Raw genomic sequence first — 14,941 nt, 5'->3', positions numbered from 1 at the left:
TGTCGCCGCCGAGGCCCGCGATGCGGTCGCCGGCGATGGTGAGCCGGTCGCCGTCGACGACGCCGCCGGGCAGCACGAGCCGGGCGCCGGCCAGGGCAGTACGGTCGCGGTCCGCGGTGGTCACGCGGTCACCTCCATGGAGAGCAGGTCCCAGGCGAGCAGGCCCGCGCCCAGGGACGCGGCGGTGTCTTTGAGCATGGCGGGTACGACCTCGGGGGGCATCTGGAAGGTCAGGCGCTCGGTGACCGCCGCGCGCAGCGGGGTGAAGAGGGTGTCGCCGGCCTCGGCCAGCCCGCCGCCGACGATCACCGTGGACGGGTCGAGCAGGCTCTGGGCGAGGACGATGCCGTCCGCCAGGGCGTCGACGGCCCGCTGCCAGACCGCGAGCGCGCGGCCGTCCCCGGCGTCCACCGCGGCGGCGCAGGAGGCCGCGTCGGCGTCGGGGTCGCCGCTGGCCCCGGCCCAGGCGCGGGAGACGGCGGAGGCGGAGGCGAGGGTCTCCAGGCAGCCGCGGGCGCCGCAGCCGCAGGGCGGTCCGCCGGGGCGGACCACGACGTGGCCGATCTCGCCGCCGTAGCCGTGCGCGCCGGCCTCGATCCGGCCGTCGATGCCGATGGCGCCGGCGATGCCGGTGCCGAGGGCGACGAACAGGAAGCGGTCGACGCCCCGGCCGGCGCCGAGACGGCCCTCGGCCAGGCCGCCCGAGCGCACGTCGTGGCCGAGGGCCACCGGCATCGCGGAGCCGTCGGGGCCGGCCAGGCGCTCGCCGAGGAGCCCGCGCAGGGGGAGGTCCCGCCAGCCGAGGTTGGCGGAGAAGACCGCGATGCCGTTCTTCTCGTCGATCGTTCCCGGGACGGCCACCCCGGCCGCGAGCGGGGCGACGCCGAAGCGGCTGCGGCCCTCGTGCGCCAGGTCGGTGGCGAAGTCGAGGATGGCGGCGACGACGGCGTCCGTGCCGTGCTCCCGCCCGGTCGGTCGGCGTGCCTCGAACAGCACGGAGCCGTCCTGGGCGAGCAGCGCGGCCTTCATGCCGGTGCCGCCTACATCGAGTGCGATGACGTGCTTCACGGAGGACAGTTTCCCTTGGGTGGTAGAAGAGGTCTAGTCCAGTTGTCGGATTGGTCTGGTCCATACTGGGTGAGCTTTGTCGCAGCTGCGGGGGTGTGCGGCGCTTTGCGGTGGGGGCGTACGGGGGCGGCGCGGGCCGGAATCCGGGCGCCGGTGTTGCGCATCGTGCAACGACCCCGGGCACTTCGGTAACTACTGGGACGGCATGGGCCGGTGGTGTGGACCAGCGGTCGGCGGTTTTGGCAGTGTGGCGCTCCCCCCTACCGGAGCCCCCCATTCCGGCAGCAGTTCTTCCCCTAAGGCGGTACCCGCGTTGAACAGGCGCGTCCACGTTCCCACCCGTGTGCTCGGCAGTGTCCTCGCCGGAGCACTGGCACTCACCGCGGTCGGCGCGTGCAGCGGGCAGGGCGGCGGGACCGTCACCCTGAGACTGGTCGCCGCGGACTACGGGGAGAGCGCGGAGACCGGCTCCCAGCACTACTGGGGCGAGATCGCCAAGGCCTTCGAGGCCGCCAACCCCGGGATCAAGGTCAGCGTCGAGGTGGACAGCTGGACCGAGATCGGCAAGAAGGTCGAGGACATGATCGCGGCCGGGAAGTCGCCGGACCTGCTGCAGACCGGCGGCTTCGCCGACCAGGTCGCGGCGGACCGGCTGTACCCGGCGTCGGACGTGCTCTCCGTGGACACCCAGGCGAACTTCCTGGACACCTTCGCCCACGCCGGGCAGGTGCTCGGGACGCAGTACGGCATCCCGTTCGTGTCCTCGTCGCGGGTGCTCTTCTACAACAAGGCGGTGTTCCGGCAGGCGGGGATCGCGCAGCCGCCGACCACCTGGAGCGAACTGCGGCAGGACGCCGAGAAGATCAAGGCCAAGGTGCCCGGGGTGACTCCGTACGGGCTCCCGCTGGGGCCCGAGGAGGCGCCGGCCGAGTCCATGCTGTGGACGCTGAGCGGCGGCGGGAGCATCTCCGACGACGTGGGCAACTACACCATCGACAGCACCCAGAACCAGGCGACGTTCAACTGGCTGAAGGCCAACCTGGTGAGCACCGGGCTGACGTACCCGGACCCGGGGAAGATGAACCGCACCCCGGTGTTCCAGGACTTCGCGACCGGGAAGGTCGCGATGCTGAACGGGCACCCGACGCTGCTACGGATGGCGACCGCCGGGAACATCGACTTCGGGACGGCGCCGATCCCCAAGAAGGACGGCGTGGGGCGCACCGGCAGCCTCGGGGTCGCGGACTGGATGATGGCGTTCAAGGCGAACGGGCACAAGAACGAGATCAAGAAGTTCCTGTCGTTCGTCTACGGCCGCGACAACCAGCTGAAGTTCGACGAGCAGTACAACCTGCTGCCGGTCACCCAGGACGCGTTCGACCGGATGTCGACGGACCCGAAGCACGCGGACCTCAAGCAGTTCGCCGTCGGGCTGAGCAACGCGAGCTTCTACCCGTTCGGGGATCCGGCCTGGGGCGAGGTCAGCAACCGGATCAAGGCGGGGATCGGGCAGGCCGTGACCGGCGATCCCAAGCAGGTGCTCGGGGGGCTGCAGGACTCGGCGGTGAAGGAGGCGGCGCGGGTCCGCAAGTAGGGCCCGCGGGCCCCCGGGGCAGCGTGATCCCGTCTCAGGGCAGCGTGATCGCGTACGCCTTGCGCAGGGTCTCGTGGACCGTCCAGGTGGTGCGGTCGCCCTCGCGCAGGACCGCGCAGTCGCCGGGGCCGACCACCAGGGTCGGGCCGCCCTCGATCTCGATGGTGGCCCGGCCGCTGAGGACCACGAACATCTCGTCGGCTTCGACGTCGGTGACCACGCCCGGGGTGATCTGCCAGATGCCGCGCAGGTGGCGGCCGTCGGCGGACTCGGCGAGGACCCGGCCGGTGACCTCGGGGGTGCCGGAGACGATCTGGGAGGGGTCGAGCGGATCCGGTTCGAGGTCGGCGGCGGGGATGTGCAGGGCGAAGCTGGGCGTGGTCATGGGGCGACGTTAGCCGGGGCCGGGGAGTGGCGGGGCGTGCAGTGTGTGTCGGGGTCGCACGCGAGAATGACACTCCGTAGCGGTGGGCGGAGGTGTGCGCGGTGGGCGAGCTGAGTGAGCGGGACCGGGCGGTGCTGGCGCTGGAGGGGCGGCAGTGGCGGACGGCGGGGGCCAAGGAGCGGGCGATCCGGGAGGAGCTGGGGCTCTCCTCCACGCGGTACTACCAGCTGCTGAACGCGTTGCTGGACCGGCAGGAGGCGTTGGCGCACGCGCCGGTGCTGGTGAACCGGCTGCGGCGGATCCGGGCCGCCCGGCGCGAGGCCCGCTGAGGCGGACGGCCCGCTGGGCCGGCCGGCCAGGAGCATCCGGGGTTCGGGCATCCGGGGTTCGGGCGTTCCCCGCCGGGGCCGGGGGTATGGGCTCCGGTATGGGATTCGAAGAGATGTGGGTGCCGGCGACCGAGGCCGGCCGAGACGGGGTGCGGGCGATCCTGCGGGCGCCCCGGGACGCGGTGATCGGGCTGGACTTCGACGGGACCTTGGCGCCGATCGTGGCGGACCCGTCCCGGGCCAGGGCGCACCCGGGGGTGGCGGGGGCGCTGCGGACGCTGGCGCCGGAGGTCGGGGCCGTGGTGGTGGTGACGGGGCGGCCCGCGGCGTTGGCCGTGGAGTACGGGGGCCTGGCCGAGGTGCCGGGGGTCGTGGTGCTGGGGCACTACGGGGCCGAGCGGTGGGCGGACGGCGAGGTCACGGCCCCGGAGGTGCATCCGGGCGTGGCGCGGGTGCGGGAGGCGTTGCCCGGGGTGCTGGCGCGGGCGGGGGCGCCGGAGGGGACGGGGCTGGAGGACAAGGGCCGCTCGGTCGCGGTGCACACCCGGCGGGCGGCGGCGCCGCAGGAGGCGTTGGACCTGTTGCGGGCGCCGGTGGAGGAGTTGGCGGCCGAGCACGGGCTGGTGGTGGAGCCCGGGCGGCTGGTGCTGGAGCTGCGGCCGCCGGGGGTGGACAAGGGCGCGGCGCTGACCGGGTTCCTGCGCGAGCGGGGGGCCCGGTCGGTGTTGTACGCCGGGGACGACCTGGGGGACGTGGCGGCCTTCGCGGCGGTGGAGAAGTTGCGGGGCGAGGGCGTGGCCGGGCTGTTGGTGTGCAGCGGGGCGGTCGGGGACGCGCCCGTGCGCGAACTCGCCGACCGGGCGGACCTGGTGGTCCCGGGCCCGGCCGGCGTGGTGGAGCTGCTGGAGTCGTTGGGGGCGGCCCTCACTGGGAGTTGAGCGGCGCCAGCGCGTTGAGCTGGTCGAGGAACCACTGCTGCGGGGGCAGCGCGGTGGCCGCCGCCGCGAGGCGTTTGGTGCGGTCGGCGCGCTCCTCCGCCGGCATGGTGAGGGCGTCGTGGAGGGCGTCCGCGGTGGCGATGACGTCGTACGGGTTGACGCTCAGGGCGTCCCCGGCCAGCTCCGCGTGGGCGCCGGCCTCACGGGAGAGGACCAGGGCGCAGCCGTCGTCGGAGACCACGGGCACCTCCTTGGCCACCAGGTTCATGCCGTCCCGGATCGGGTTGACCAGGGCCACGTCGGCCAGTCGGTAGGCGGCGAGGGAGCGCGGGAAGTCGTCGTCGACGTGCAGGATCAGGGGCTGCCAGGCGGGGGTGGCGAACTCGGCGTCGATCTCGTCGGCGAGCCGCCGGACGGCGGCGGTGTACTCCCGGTACTCGGCCAGGTCGGTGCGGGACGGGTAGGCGAAGGCGATGTGGACCACCCGGTCGTGCCATTCGGGGCGGGTGCGGAGCAGGTGCCGGTAGGCCAGGAGGCCGCGGACGATGTTCTTGCTCAGCTCGGTGCGGTCGACCCGGACGATGGTGCGGCGGTCGCCGACGGCCGTGCGCAGGGCGGCGAGGCGCTGGTCGACGTCGGGGCGGTGGGAGCGCTCGCGCAGGAAGTCGGCGTCGGCGCCGAGGGCGTGCACGCCGAGCCTGGTGGTGCGGCCGTCGAGGGTGACGGTCAGCGCGTCGTGGTCGACGGTGGCGCCGAGGAGGTCCGCGCAGCAGGCGGCGAAGGCGCGGGCCCAGCGCTCGGTGAGGAAGCCGGCCCGGTCGGCGCCCAGGATGCCGGTGAGGACGGCGCGGCCGACGTCGTCGGGCAGCAGCCGGTAGTACTCGGGCGGGGCCCAGGGGGTGTGCGAGAAGTGGCCGATCCGCAGGTCGGGGCGGGCTCGGCGGAGCAGGGCCGGGGTGAGGGACAGGTGGTAGTCCTGCACGAGGACGGCGGCGCCCGGGGCGGCTTCGGCGGCCAGGGCTTCGGCGAAGGCGGCGTTGTAGGCCTGGTACGCGGCCCACTCGGTGCGGAACTCGGCGTCGAAGGCGGGTGCGGTGGGGGTCGCGTAGAGCAGGTGGTGGACGAACCAGAGGGTGGAGTTGGCGACGCCGTTGTAGGCGCGGGCGAAGGTCTCCGGGTCGATGTCCAGCATTCGGACGGCCTGTCCGCCGACGTCGTGGCCGGCCAGGTCCAGGCGCCCCTCGGGGGCCCCCCTGGCGGCTCTGCGGTCGGCGTCGCCGAGGGCCGCGCAGACCCAGACGGCGTTCGGGTCGTCGATCGCGGAGAGGCCGGAGACCAGGCCGCCGCCGCCGCGTCGGAGGGTCAGCGTGCCGTCGTCGGCGGTGCTGAACGACACCGGTCCCCGGTTGGATGCCACCAGGACGGGGGCGGTGCCGGTCGCACTCGAACGTTCGGTCGTGAGATCGCCCATGGTTGGGATGTTGCCGGAGGCCAGGGGTGGCAAACCCCTCAGTGCCGGGTCGCGTATTCGGGGACGGTGTGCATCGGGGGGCGTTCCAGGGCGGTGATCGGGGAGGTGCGCGGGGTGAAGATGGGGGCCCCGCCGGCCGGAGCCGGGGGGAGGGCTTCCGGGTTGCGGGCGAACTGGGTGAGGTACGGGTGCACCAGGTCGGCGGAGGCCTTGAGCCGGTGGGTGCGGTCGAGGCGTTCGAGGGCGGTGCGGTAGATGGTGGCGGCCATCCGGCCGAGGGCCTGGCCGTCCTGGTGGCGGTGGTGCCGGACGCCGACGTCCACCTGCGCCAGGGCGTCCAGGCCGACCAGCTCCAACGCGTCGACCAGCAGGCCGAGTTCGACCCCGTAGCCGGTGGGGAAGGGCAGCCGTTCGAGCAGCGAGCGGCGGGCCGCGTACTCGCCGCCGAGGGGCTGGACAAAGCCGGCGAGCTCCGGCCAGTGGAGGTTGAGCAGGGGGCGGGCGACGAGTTCGGTGACCCGGCCGCCGCCGGCCGGGACGACGGCGCCGGACTCGGTTTCGAGCGGGCGGTCGTACATGGCCTTCACCAGCTGGATGGACTCGTCGGTCAGCAGCGGGCCGACGATGCCGGAGACGAAGGCCGGGTCGAACTCGCGCAGGTCCGCGTCCACGAAGCAGACGATGTCGCCGTGGGTGACCAGCAGCGAGCGCCACAGCACCTCGCCCTTGCCGGGGGCGGCGGGCAGCCGGGGCAGGATGGCGTCGCGGTGCTCGACCCGGGCGCCCGCCTCGGCGGCGACGGCGGCGGTGGCGTCGCGGGAGCCGGAGTCGACCACGACGAGTTCGTCGACGAGCGGGAGGCGCTCCATCAGCTCCCGGCGGACGGTGCGGACGATGCCGCCGACGGTGGCCTCCTCGTCCAGGGCGGGCAGGACGACGCTGACGGTGCGGCCGGTCCGTTCCTTGGCCGCCAGGAGGTCCTCGACCGGCCGGTCGGCCGCGCTCCAGGAGCGGCGGCGCAGCCAGGACGCCGCCTGCGGCAGGAGCTCGGGGGTCGGTTCGGCGGGCACGGAAGTCTCCTCGGCGGGGTCGGGTGGGACGGCTCATCTCGCGTGGCGGACGGTCCCGTTCGGGTTTGACGCCTTCGGATACAGTCTTCGTACAGCGGCCGGACCTTTGCACGCCGGGGTCACCGCTGAGCGCCACCACAATTTCACAAGCTCATCCAGAGGGACTGAGGGAACGGCCCGTTGACGTCCCGGCAACCTTCTCGCCTGACTGTCCTCGACAGGACCCGGCGGGACAGGTGCCAATTCCGGCCTGTGGCGCGACCGCGCCGCGGGGAAGATGAGGAGAGAGGCCTCCGCCACCATGGCTATCACCGTGACGACCCCTTCCGGTGCCGCACCTGCCGCCGTCGATCTCGGCCCCGCCACCGCGCTGTCCTGTCGGGAGTGCGGAACCCGCTTCCCGCTCGGCCCCAGCTTCGCCTGCGTGGAGTGTTTCGGCCCGCTGGAGATCGCCTACGAGTTCGGCAGCGAGAGCGCCGAGGAACTGCGCAAGCGGATCGAGGCCGGCCCGGCGTCCGTCTGGCGCTACGCGCCGCTGCTGCCCGTCCCGGCCGACGTGGCGTCCAAGCCCAACCTGAACCCGGGGTGGACCCCGCTGGTGAAGGCGGACAACCTGGGCCGGGAGCTCGGCTTCACCGCCCAGCTGCACATCAAGGACGACTCCGGGAACCCGACGCACTCCTTCAAGGACCGTGTGGTGGCCTGCGCCATCGAGGCGGCCCGGGCGTTCGGGTACACGACGCTGTCCTGCTCGTCGACCGGCAACCTGGCCGGCGCGGTGGGTGCGGCGGCCGCCCGGGCCGGGCTGCGCTCCTGCGTGTTCATCCCGCACGACCTGGAGCAGGGCAAGGTCGTCATGGCCGGGGTGTACGGCGGCGAGCTGGTCGGCATCGAGGGCACCTACGACGACGTGAACCGCTTCTGCTCGGAGCTGATCGGCGACCCGGCCGGCGAGGGCTGGGGCTTCGTCAACGTCAACCTGCGGCCGTACTACGGCGAGGGCTCCAAGACGCTGGCGTACGAGATCTGCGAGCAGCTCGGCTGGCGGCTGCCGGAACAGATCGTGATCCCGATCGCCTCGGGCTCGCAGCTGACGAAGATCGACAAGGGGCTGCAGGAGCTGATCAAGCTCGGCCTGGTCGAGGACCGGCCGTACCGGATCTTCGGGGCCCAGGCGGAGGGCTGCTCGCCGGTGTCGGCCGCCTACAAGGCCGGCCGGGACGTGATCAGGCCGGTCAAGCCGAACACCATCGCCAAGTCGCTGGCGATCGGCAACCCGGCCGACGGCCCGTACGTGCTGGACATCGCCCGCCGCACCGGCGGCGCCGTGGAGGACGTCACGGACGCTGAGGTCGTGGCGGCGATCCGGCTGCTGGCGCGGACCGAGGGCATCTTCGCCGAGACCGCGGGCGGCGTGACCGTCGGCGTGCTGAAGAAGCTGGTCGAGACCGGGCAGCTGGATCCGGCCAAGGAGACCGTCGCGATCAACACCGGCGACGGCCTGAAGACCCTGGACGCCGTCTCCGACGCCGGGATGTCCGCCGTCATCCGCCCGACGCTGGACTCGTTCCGCGCCGCCGGCCTCGCGTCCGCCTGAACCTCCCCACCCCGCAAGGCCGCACCCCCGCTAGGCCGCACACCGCTAGGCCGCACCCCGCTAGGAGAGCCATGAGCGCCAACGTCCGCATCCCCACCATCCTGCGCACCTACACCGGCGGAGCCGCCGAGGTGACCGCCGAGGGCGCCACCCTGGCCGAGGTCATCGCCGACCTGGAGAAGAACCACCCGGGCATCTCGGCCCGCGTGCTGGACGACACCGGCAAGCTGCGCCGCTTCGTGAACGTCTACGTGAACGACGACGACGTGCGCTTCGCCGAGGGCCTGGCCACCGAGATCAAGGACGGCGCCGGCGTCTCGATCATTCCGGCGGTGGCCGGCGGCTGCTGAGCCGTTCCCGCCCGCTCGCCCAAGCTCCCCCGCTCGCCGGTCGGCCGCCCGTCCGTACGGAATTCCGCTTTCCGTCGGTACGGGCGGCCGCTTGCATTCCGGCGGGAATATTTTCCGGTCGAGTCGGAGTAGAGTGTGGCTCGGCTGGGAACAGGACTTCCCTTTCGGCCTTTCGCGGTGTTCCGCGATGTTCTGCGGTGTTCCGCTGTGTTCCGCCCCCGCAGGACGTCCGGCCGGTGAGACCCGACCGTGAAACATGTCAGGCAGATGTCAGAATTCCTGCAGGCATTTGGGTAATTCGTCCGCTATGCCCGGCGTGGAATGCCGAGAACTTCCCGATTCGGTACGCCCTGTCCCTTGGCGTGGCAACGGAAAGACCGGCGGCTGACCCTGTTGCAGAGGGCGTCGATCCGGATACATTCAGCGGCGGTCGACGCAACCACCCGCTCACCGGAGGCCGTTGGGCGTTCCGTGCGGACGGTTGCGGCGTGCACGGCTGCGCCCAGGGGGGGTTCCCCGGGCCGGCCTTCAAACCAACCCGGGCCCGCGACCTGCGGGCACGTGAAGGGCCAGCACAGCACTAGGGGAGTTCGGAATGGCTCAGGGCACCGTCAAGTGGTTCAACGCGGAGAAGGGCTACGGCTTCATCGCGGTCGACGGTGGTGCGGACGTCTTCGTCCACTACAGCGCGATCCAGATGGACGGCTACCGCACCCTCGAGGAGGGCCAGCGGGTCGAGTTCGAGATCTCCCAGGGACAGAAGGGCCCGCAGGCGGACATGGTCCGCGCCGCGGCGGGCTGACCCCTTCCGACCCCAGGAGCTCGGCGCGGCCCCACGGCTGGTGACCACTCGCTTCTCGACGGGCCCGTGCGACACGCGTCGTACGGGCCCGTCGGCGTTCCCTGGCCGCTTCCGACCATTCCCGACTGTTTCCGGGCGCTTCCGGGTGCGCCCGGGCGGCCGTGTGGCGGCTCGCGGGTCGCCCGTGGGGCTTGCACTCGACCACCGTGAGTGCTAATCATTGGCGTTAGCACTCACAGCGTGAGAGTGACAGCGGACCGGGTCGGTGAGGCCCCCGGGAGCGGTAGGGGAAAAGACCCCCGCACACCAGGGCCGTCCGTCGCGGGCACCCCTTGGTCCGAGCAGTCGACCGTGTCCCGGAGGACCACTTCTGATGGCCAAGATCATCGCCTTTGATGAGGAAGCTCGCCGCGGCCTTGAGCGTGGCATGAACCAGCTCGCCGACGCGGTGAAGGTCACGCTCGGCCCCAAGGGCCGCAACGTCGTGCTGGAGAAGAAGTGGGGCGCCCCCACGATCACCAACGACGGTGTCTCCATCGCCAAGGAGATCGAGCTCGAGGACCCGTACGAGAAGATCGGTGCGGAGCTCGTCAAGGAGGTCGCCAAGAAGACGGACGACGTCGCGGGCGACGGCACCACCACCGCCACCGTGCTGGCCCAGGCCCTGGTGCGCGAGGGTCTGCGCAACGTCGCCGCCGGTGCCAACCCGATGGCCCTGAAGCGCGGCATCGAGAAGGCCGTCGCCGCCGTCTCGGACCAGCTGCTGGCCCAGGCCAAGGACGTGGAGACCAAGGAGCAGATCGCCTCCACCGCCTCCATCTCCGCCGCCGACACCCAGATCGGCGAGCTGATCGCCGAGGCCATGGACAAGGTCGGCAAGGAAGGCGTCATCACCGTCGAGGAGAGCAACACCTTCGGTCTGGAGCTCGAGCTCACCGAGGGCATGCGCTTCGACAAGGGCTACATCTCCGCCTACTTCGCCACCGACCTGGAGCGGATGGAGGCGACGTTCGAGGACCCGTACATCCTCATCGCCAACTCCAAGATCGGCTCGGTCAAGGACCTGCTCCCGCTGCTGGAGAAGGTCATGCAGAGCGGCAAGCCGCTCGTCATCATCGCCGAGGACGTCGAGGGCGAGGCCCTGTCGACCCTGGTCGTGAACAAGATCCGCGGCACCTTCAAGTCCGTCGCCGTCAAGGCCCCGGGCTTCGGCGACCGCCGCAAGGCCATGCTCGGCGACATCGCCATCCTCACCGGTGGCACCGTGATCTCCGAGGAGGTCGGCCTCAAGCTCGAGAACGCCGGCATCGACCTGCTGGGCACCGCCCGCAAGGTGGTCATCACCAAGGACGAGACCACCATCGTCGACGGTGGCGGCGACAGCGAGCAGGTCGCGGGCCGCGTGAACCAGATCCGCGCCGAGATCGAGAACAGCGACTCGGACTACGACCGCGAGAAGCTCCAGGAGCGCCTCGCCAAGCTGGCCGGCGGCGTGGCCGTCATCAAGGCCGGCGCGGCCACCGAGGTGGAGCTCAAGGAGCGCAAGCACCGCATCGAGGACGCCGTCCGCAACGCCAAGGCAGCTGTCGAGGAGGGCATCGTCGCCGGTGGCGGCGTCGCCCTGCTGCAGGCCAGCGTCGCGTTCGACAAGCTGGAGCTCGAGGGCGACGAGGCCACCGGTGCCAACATCGTCCGCGTGGCCCTGGAGGCCCCGATCAAGCAGATCGCGACCAACGCCGGCCTCGAGGGCGGCGTCGTGGTGGAGAAGGTGCGCAACCTCCCCGCCGGTCACGGCCTGAACGCGGCCACCAACACCTACGTCGACCTGATCGCCGAGGGCATCATCGACCCGGCCAAGGTCACCCGCTCCGCGCTGCAGAACGCCGCCTCCATCGCGGCGCTGTTCCTCACCACCGAGGCCGTCATCGCCGACAAGCCGGAGAAGGCCGCCGCGGCCGCCGGCGGCGGCATGCCGGGCGGTGACATGGACTTCTGATCCTGATCGCTTCGATCGGATCGGTCGGTTCCTCGTCCGTGTGGGCGGTTCCCTTCGGGGAGCCGCCCACACGGCGTTTCCGGGCCGTCGGTGTTTCGCGAGAAGATGGGCGGATGGCTTCCGACGACATCGAGACCGCCCTGCACAACGCGCGGGCCCTGATCCTGGCCGACCTCACCGCGCGGGACGTGGCGGACGCCGCCGTCGTCTCGCTGGTCGAGCAGGCGGTGACGCACCGCCGCTGGTGGCTGGAGCAGTGGCCGGACGGCACCGACTACGTGCTCGGGCTCGTCGCGCAGGACGTCCAGGACGCGCTGCTGGAGGCGTACGGCCGCTGGCCGCTGTGCACCGGCTGCGCGGCCGACGGGGATCCGCACGCGCTGAGCGTGGAGCCGGAGCTGGGGCCGGAGCCGCACTGGGTGTGCGGCAAGCAGGGCACGGCGGTGGCGCCGGTGGGGAAGCTGGCCTAGCTTCCGAGCCCGTCGCGTCCGTCGAGTCGTTCGAGTTCCGCCGTGAGATTGGCGCGGGCGGCTCCGGTGAAGCGCTCGCGGGCGGCCGGGGTGCGGTAGAGGGCCGGGAGCGCGAGCAGCTGGCGCAGGACGGCGGCCCGGCCCGCCGTGAAGTCCGGCTCGGGGACGAAGCCGTACTCCTCCCGGACGGCGGCCGCGTACGCCGCGTACGCCTCGGGGGCGCCGCCGAGGACGGCGAGGTCGGCGTCGCAGAGCACTTCGCCGTCGCGGTCGCCCGGTGCCGGGTCGTGGGTGACGGTGAGCAGCACCAGCCGTTCGACCTCGGCGACGCGGGCGGCGGGCAGCCCGGCGTCGGTGAGCGCGCGGACGGCCAGGGCGGCGCTGCGCTCCTCGTTCTCGGTGCGGTCGGGGCGGTAGACGGCGTCGTGGAACCAGGCCGCGAGGCGGACGGTGTCCGGGTCGGCGGCGTGCCCGGCGAGGTCGTCGACGTGGCGCAGGACCGCGCGCAGGTGCTCGGGGGTGTGGTAGCGGCGCTGCGGCTCGGACCAGCGGCGCAGCAGCTCACGGCCGTACGGTGCGGGGTCGGTGGTGGCGCCGCAGCGGGGCAGCAGGGCGGTCCAGGCGGCGAGCAGGTCGTCCTCGGTGGTCGGCATGACCGTCATTGTGTCGGGTCGTTCCGGTGGACGTGATGTGCCGTTCGACGATATATGTAGACGCATGACAGAACGCTCCATGCAGGAGCCGACGCTGCTTCTGCTCACCGCACTGGCCGACGCCCCCAGGCACGGCTACGCACTCATCCAGGAGATCGCCACGATCTCCGACGGCCGGGTCAAGATGCGCACCGGCACGCTGTACGGCGCGCTCGACCGGCTGCTCGGCCAGGGCCTGATCGAGGTCGCCGCCGAGGAAGTGGTGGACGGGCGGGCCCGGCGCACCTACGCACTGACCGACGCCGGACGGGGCGCGCTGGCCGCCGAGGCCGAGCGCCTGCGAGCGGTCGCCACCGAGGCCGAGCGCCGGCTCACGAAGATCCGGTCGATGCTGCCGGGGAAGGCCGGGTCGCAGGGGCGGCCCGCCGCGGGAGGAGGACTCTCATGACCATGCCGGTGATCGGTCCCGCGCCCTCGGCGGTGCTGCGGGCCGCGTTGCAGCTCTACCCGGCGCAGTACCGCCGTGAGCGCGGTGAGGAACTGGCCGAGGTGTTCGCCGACACGACGGCCGCCGGCGGTCGCGCGGCGGTCGGCCGGGAGGTGCTCGGCCTGGCGGTGTACGGGCTGCGGGTGCGGCTCGGGCTGACCGGCGGGTCGGCGGCCGGACGGCTGCTCGCGCTGGTGGCGCCGATGATCGCCGGTGCGGTGGTCGGGGCCACCATGGTGCCCTGGGTGGCCACCCTGGAACGGACCACCAGATGGCTGGCCTGGGACGACTCGTTCGGGAACCACGTCCGTGCCTTCGGCCCGCCGGTGGCCGCGCTGCTGCTCGGGGTGGCGGCCCTGCTGGGGCGGTGGACGGCCGTTCGGGTCACCGCGCTGCTCCTGGGCGCCGTCGGCCTGTACGACCTGGGCGACGCCGCCTGGCAGACGTCCGGGCTCGACGTCTGGTGGGTCGGCTACGTCGGGATGGCCTCGCTGCCGTTCGTGGTGGCCGGGCTCCTGCTGATCGCGGCGCCGACCGACCTGCTGCCGCGGCCCGGCCTGCGGACGGGTGGACTGGTGCTGGCCTCGATGGCCGCCGGCGGACTGCTGGAGGCGGTCCAGAACTGGGACGACACGACCTTCCCGCTGGACCGTCAGTGGTTCGTGGTGATGCTGATCGCCCCGATGCTGCTCGCCTTCGCCGGCTTGCGCGGGCGGATGGGGCCGGCGGCGGTGGGGCTGGCGGTGCTGGTGCTGACCGGGCCCGGCAGCCTGTTCAACATCTGGCGGGAGTCCGGCGGGATCTCGCACCTGCTGCCGGTGGCGGCGCCGGTGGTGGCTCTGCTGGTGCTGGTGGCGGTGGCGGAGCGCCGGTACGGCCGGCGGGAGAACTTCGGGATGGTGTCGGGGCGGGTGTGACGGGCGCCCCCGGGTCGGCGTGACCGGAACGGGGGCGCGGTCTCGCCGGGCTCGACCGGGTGTGGCAACCTACTGATATGTCTAGACCAATTTTCGAAGTCATCGCGTTGACGCCGCAGGACGCCCGGGCTGCCGAGTCGGGCGGCGCCGACCGGCTCGAACTGGTCACCGACATGGCCGCCGACGGGCTCACCCCGTCCGTCGAGGACTTCGGCCGGATCCGGGCCGCCGTCGGCGTCCCGCTGCGCGTCATGCTCCGGATCCGGGACGGCTTCGCCCCCGGCGACCTGGACGACCTCGCCGCCCGGGCCGCCGCGCTGCGGGCCGAAGGCGCCGAGGAGTTCGTCTTCGGCTTCCTCGACGCCGACGGCGCCGTCGACCTGGCCGCCACCGCGGCCGTCACCGAGGCGGTGGCCGGCTGCCGCTGGACCTTCCACCGGGCGATCGACCACAGCGCCGACCGGGCCGCCCTGCGGGCCGCCGTCGGCGCCCTGCCCGGCCTGGACACCTTCCTCACCTCGGGCGCGGCCGCCGGGGTGGACGCCGGGCGCGAGGTGCTCTCCGCCGAGCTGGCCCGCAGCGGCGAGCCCGGGTACCGGCAGCGGATCCTGATCGGCGGCGGCCTGCGGGCCGAGCACCTGAAGGGGCTGCGCGCGGAGGGCTTCGACGCCTTCCACGTCGGCGGCGCGGTGCGGGCCGACGGCTGGCGGACGCCGGTGGACGCGGCCAAGGTCGCCGAGTGGCGGGCGCTGATCGACGCCTGAGTGCCGTCCGAACGGGCGCTTCCGGGCCGGGTGTTCGGGCCGGCGTCGGC

Annotated in this window: 16 protein-coding genes and 1 riboswitch; of the genes, 11 read left to right on the top strand and 5 right to left on the bottom strand. The window is 72.8% G+C overall.

Going from position 1 to position 14,941, the window contains the following annotated elements; translation table 11 throughout:
- Positions 1–120: 120 nt before the first annotated feature.
- Positions 121–1,068 (bottom strand): ROK family protein, encoded by a 948-nt coding sequence (locus AC0B61_RS08210; RefSeq protein ID WP_471739779.1) that lies wholly within the window; start codon positions 1,066–1,068, stop codon positions 121–123.
- A 313-nt stretch (positions 1,069–1,381) separates the two neighbouring features.
- Between AC0B61_RS08210 and AC0B61_RS08205 the strand changes: the two genes are divergently transcribed.
- Positions 1,382–2,662 carry an extracellular solute-binding protein gene (locus tag AC0B61_RS08205; RefSeq protein ID WP_471739778.1) on the top strand — a complete coding sequence of 427 codons (1,281 nt, stop codon included), beginning with the start codon at positions 1,382–1,384 and terminating at the stop codon, positions 2,660–2,662.
- Positions 2,663–2,696: 34 nt separating this feature from the next.
- Here the strand turns inward: AC0B61_RS08205 and AC0B61_RS08200 are convergent, their stop codons facing one another.
- Positions 2,697–3,047: a cupin domain-containing protein gene (locus tag AC0B61_RS08200; protein ID WP_471739777.1), complete on the bottom strand. Its 351-nt coding sequence runs from the start codon at positions 3,045–3,047 to the stop codon at positions 2,697–2,699.
- A 101-nt stretch (positions 3,048–3,148) separates the two neighbouring features.
- Here AC0B61_RS08200 and AC0B61_RS08195 point away from each other — a divergent pair, with 101 nt between their 5' ends.
- Both AC0B61_RS08195 and otsB read left to right on the top strand, forming a co-directional pair.
- On the top strand, positions 3,149–3,376 hold the full coding sequence (locus tag AC0B61_RS08195; RefSeq protein ID WP_078891276.1) for a DUF3263 domain-containing protein: 228 nt from the start codon (positions 3,149–3,151) through the stop codon (positions 3,374–3,376).
- Between the two features lie 98 nt (positions 3,377–3,474).
- Positions 3,475–4,314, top strand: a complete 840-nt coding sequence (otsB, locus tag AC0B61_RS08190; protein WP_471739776.1) for a trehalose-phosphatase — start codon at positions 3,475–3,477, stop codon at positions 4,312–4,314.
- Here the strand turns inward: otsB and AC0B61_RS08185 are convergent.
- Both AC0B61_RS08185 and AC0B61_RS08180 read right to left on the bottom strand, forming a co-directional pair.
- A complete protein-coding gene (locus tag AC0B61_RS08185; RefSeq protein ID WP_471739775.1) occupies positions 4,301–5,785 on the bottom strand; it encodes an alpha,alpha-trehalose-phosphate synthase (UDP-forming) in 1,485 nt (494 codons plus the stop codon). The genes otsB and AC0B61_RS08185 overlap by 14 nt on opposite strands.
- A gap of 38 nt (positions 5,786–5,823) precedes the next feature.
- Positions 5,824–6,855, bottom strand: coding sequence for a glucosyl-3-phosphoglycerate synthase (locus AC0B61_RS08180; RefSeq protein ID WP_471739774.1), 1,032 nt, complete (start codon positions 6,853–6,855; stop codon positions 5,824–5,826).
- Positions 6,856–7,003: 148 nt separating this feature from the next.
- Positions 7,004–7,139: riboswitch (SAM riboswitch) on the top strand.
- 17 nt (positions 7,140–7,156) lie between these two features.
- On the opposite strand from AC0B61_RS08180, the gene thrC reads away from it, so the two are divergent.
- The 5 genes from thrC to AC0B61_RS08155 all read left to right on the top strand — a co-directional run bounded on the left by thrC (position 7,157) and on the right by AC0B61_RS08155 (position 12,070).
- Positions 7,157–8,452 carry a threonine synthase gene (gene thrC / locus AC0B61_RS08175; RefSeq protein ID WP_471739773.1) on the top strand — a complete coding sequence of 432 codons (1,296 nt, stop codon included), beginning with the start codon at positions 7,157–7,159 and terminating at the stop codon, positions 8,450–8,452.
- A gap of 71 nt (positions 8,453–8,523) precedes the next feature.
- Positions 8,524–8,802, top strand: a complete 279-nt coding sequence (locus AC0B61_RS08170; protein WP_471739772.1) for a ubiquitin-like small modifier protein 1 — start codon at positions 8,524–8,526, stop codon at positions 8,800–8,802.
- Between the two features lie 595 nt (positions 8,803–9,397).
- A complete protein-coding gene (locus AC0B61_RS08165; RefSeq protein ID WP_030235075.1) occupies positions 9,398–9,604 on the top strand; it encodes a cold-shock protein in 207 nt (68 codons plus the stop codon).
- Positions 9,605–9,977: 373 nt separating this feature from the next.
- Positions 9,978–11,600 carry a chaperonin GroEL gene (groL, locus tag AC0B61_RS08160; RefSeq protein WP_471739771.1) on the top strand — a complete coding sequence of 541 codons (1,623 nt, stop codon included), beginning with the start codon at positions 9,978–9,980 and terminating at the stop codon, positions 11,598–11,600.
- 113 nt (positions 11,601–11,713) lie between these two features.
- Positions 11,714–12,070, top strand: a complete 357-nt coding sequence (locus AC0B61_RS08155; RefSeq protein ID WP_471739770.1) for a hypothetical protein — start codon at positions 11,714–11,716, stop codon at positions 12,068–12,070.
- Here AC0B61_RS08155 and AC0B61_RS08150 read toward each other — a convergent pair.
- Positions 12,067–12,723 (bottom strand): HD domain-containing protein, encoded by a 657-nt coding sequence (locus AC0B61_RS08150; protein WP_471739769.1) that lies wholly within the window; start codon positions 12,721–12,723, stop codon positions 12,067–12,069. The genes AC0B61_RS08155 and AC0B61_RS08150 overlap by 4 nt on opposite strands.
- Before the next feature lie 64 nt (positions 12,724–12,787).
- Between AC0B61_RS08150 and AC0B61_RS08145 the strand changes: the two genes are divergently transcribed.
- From AC0B61_RS08145 to AC0B61_RS08135, 3 genes are all read left to right on the top strand, one after another.
- Positions 12,788–13,171, top strand: coding sequence for a PadR family transcriptional regulator (locus tag AC0B61_RS08145; protein ID WP_471739768.1), 384 nt, complete (start codon positions 12,788–12,790; stop codon positions 13,169–13,171).
- Entirely contained in the window at positions 13,168–14,127 is a 960-nt protein-coding gene (locus AC0B61_RS08140) for a hypothetical protein (RefSeq protein WP_471739767.1), read from the top strand. Before AC0B61_RS08145 ends, AC0B61_RS08140 begins: the two co-directional genes overlap by 4 nt.
- A 77-nt stretch (positions 14,128–14,204) precedes the next feature.
- The gene (locus AC0B61_RS08135) at positions 14,205–14,891 is read left to right on the top strand and encodes a copper homeostasis protein CutC (RefSeq protein ID WP_471739766.1); all 687 of its coding nucleotides are present in this window, start codon (positions 14,205–14,207) and stop codon (positions 14,889–14,891) included.
- Positions 14,892–14,941 lie beyond the last annotated feature (50 nt).

It is taken from the genome of Kitasatospora sp. NPDC023385 (assembly GCF_055664045.1).
Note: the sequence above shows the minus strand (reverse complement) of the source record. Positions and strands in the feature narration are given on the sequence as shown.

Bases quoted from the DNA above. Each gene is read 5' to 3' on its own strand.
- AC0B61_RS08185 (WP_471739775.1), bottom strand. From the start codon at position 5,785: ATGGGCGATCTCACGACCGAACGTTCGAGTGCGACCGGCACCGCCCCC.
- AC0B61_RS08150 (WP_471739769.1), bottom strand. From the start codon at position 12,723: ATGCCGACCACCGAGGACGACCTGCTCGCCGCCTGGACCGCCCTGCTG.
- AC0B61_RS08135 (WP_471739766.1), top strand. From the start codon at position 14,205: ATGTCTAGACCAATTTTCGAAGTCATCGCGTTGACGCCGCAGGACGCC.
- thrC (WP_471739773.1), top strand. From the start codon at position 7,157: ATGGCTATCACCGTGACGACCCCTTCCGGTGCCGCACCTGCCGCCGTC.
- AC0B61_RS08155 (WP_471739770.1), top strand. From the start codon at position 11,714: ATGGCTTCCGACGACATCGAGACCGCCCTGCACAACGCGCGGGCCCTG.
- AC0B61_RS08165 (WP_030235075.1), top strand. From the start codon at position 9,398: ATGGCTCAGGGCACCGTCAAGTGGTTCAACGCGGAGAAGGGCTACGGC.
- AC0B61_RS08145 (WP_471739768.1), top strand. From the start codon at position 12,788: ATGACAGAACGCTCCATGCAGGAGCCGACGCTGCTTCTGCTCACCGCA.
- otsB (WP_471739776.1), top strand. From the start codon at position 3,475: ATGGGATTCGAAGAGATGTGGGTGCCGGCGACCGAGGCCGGCCGAGAC.
- AC0B61_RS08170 (WP_471739772.1), top strand. From the start codon at position 8,524: ATGAGCGCCAACGTCCGCATCCCCACCATCCTGCGCACCTACACCGGC.
- AC0B61_RS08140 (WP_471739767.1), top strand. From the start codon at position 13,168: ATGACCATGCCGGTGATCGGTCCCGCGCCCTCGGCGGTGCTGCGGGCC.
- groL (WP_471739771.1), top strand. From the start codon at position 9,978: ATGGCCAAGATCATCGCCTTTGATGAGGAAGCTCGCCGCGGCCTTGAG.
- AC0B61_RS08200 (WP_471739777.1), bottom strand. From the start codon at position 3,047: ATGACCACGCCCAGCTTCGCCCTGCACATCCCCGCCGCCGACCTCGAA.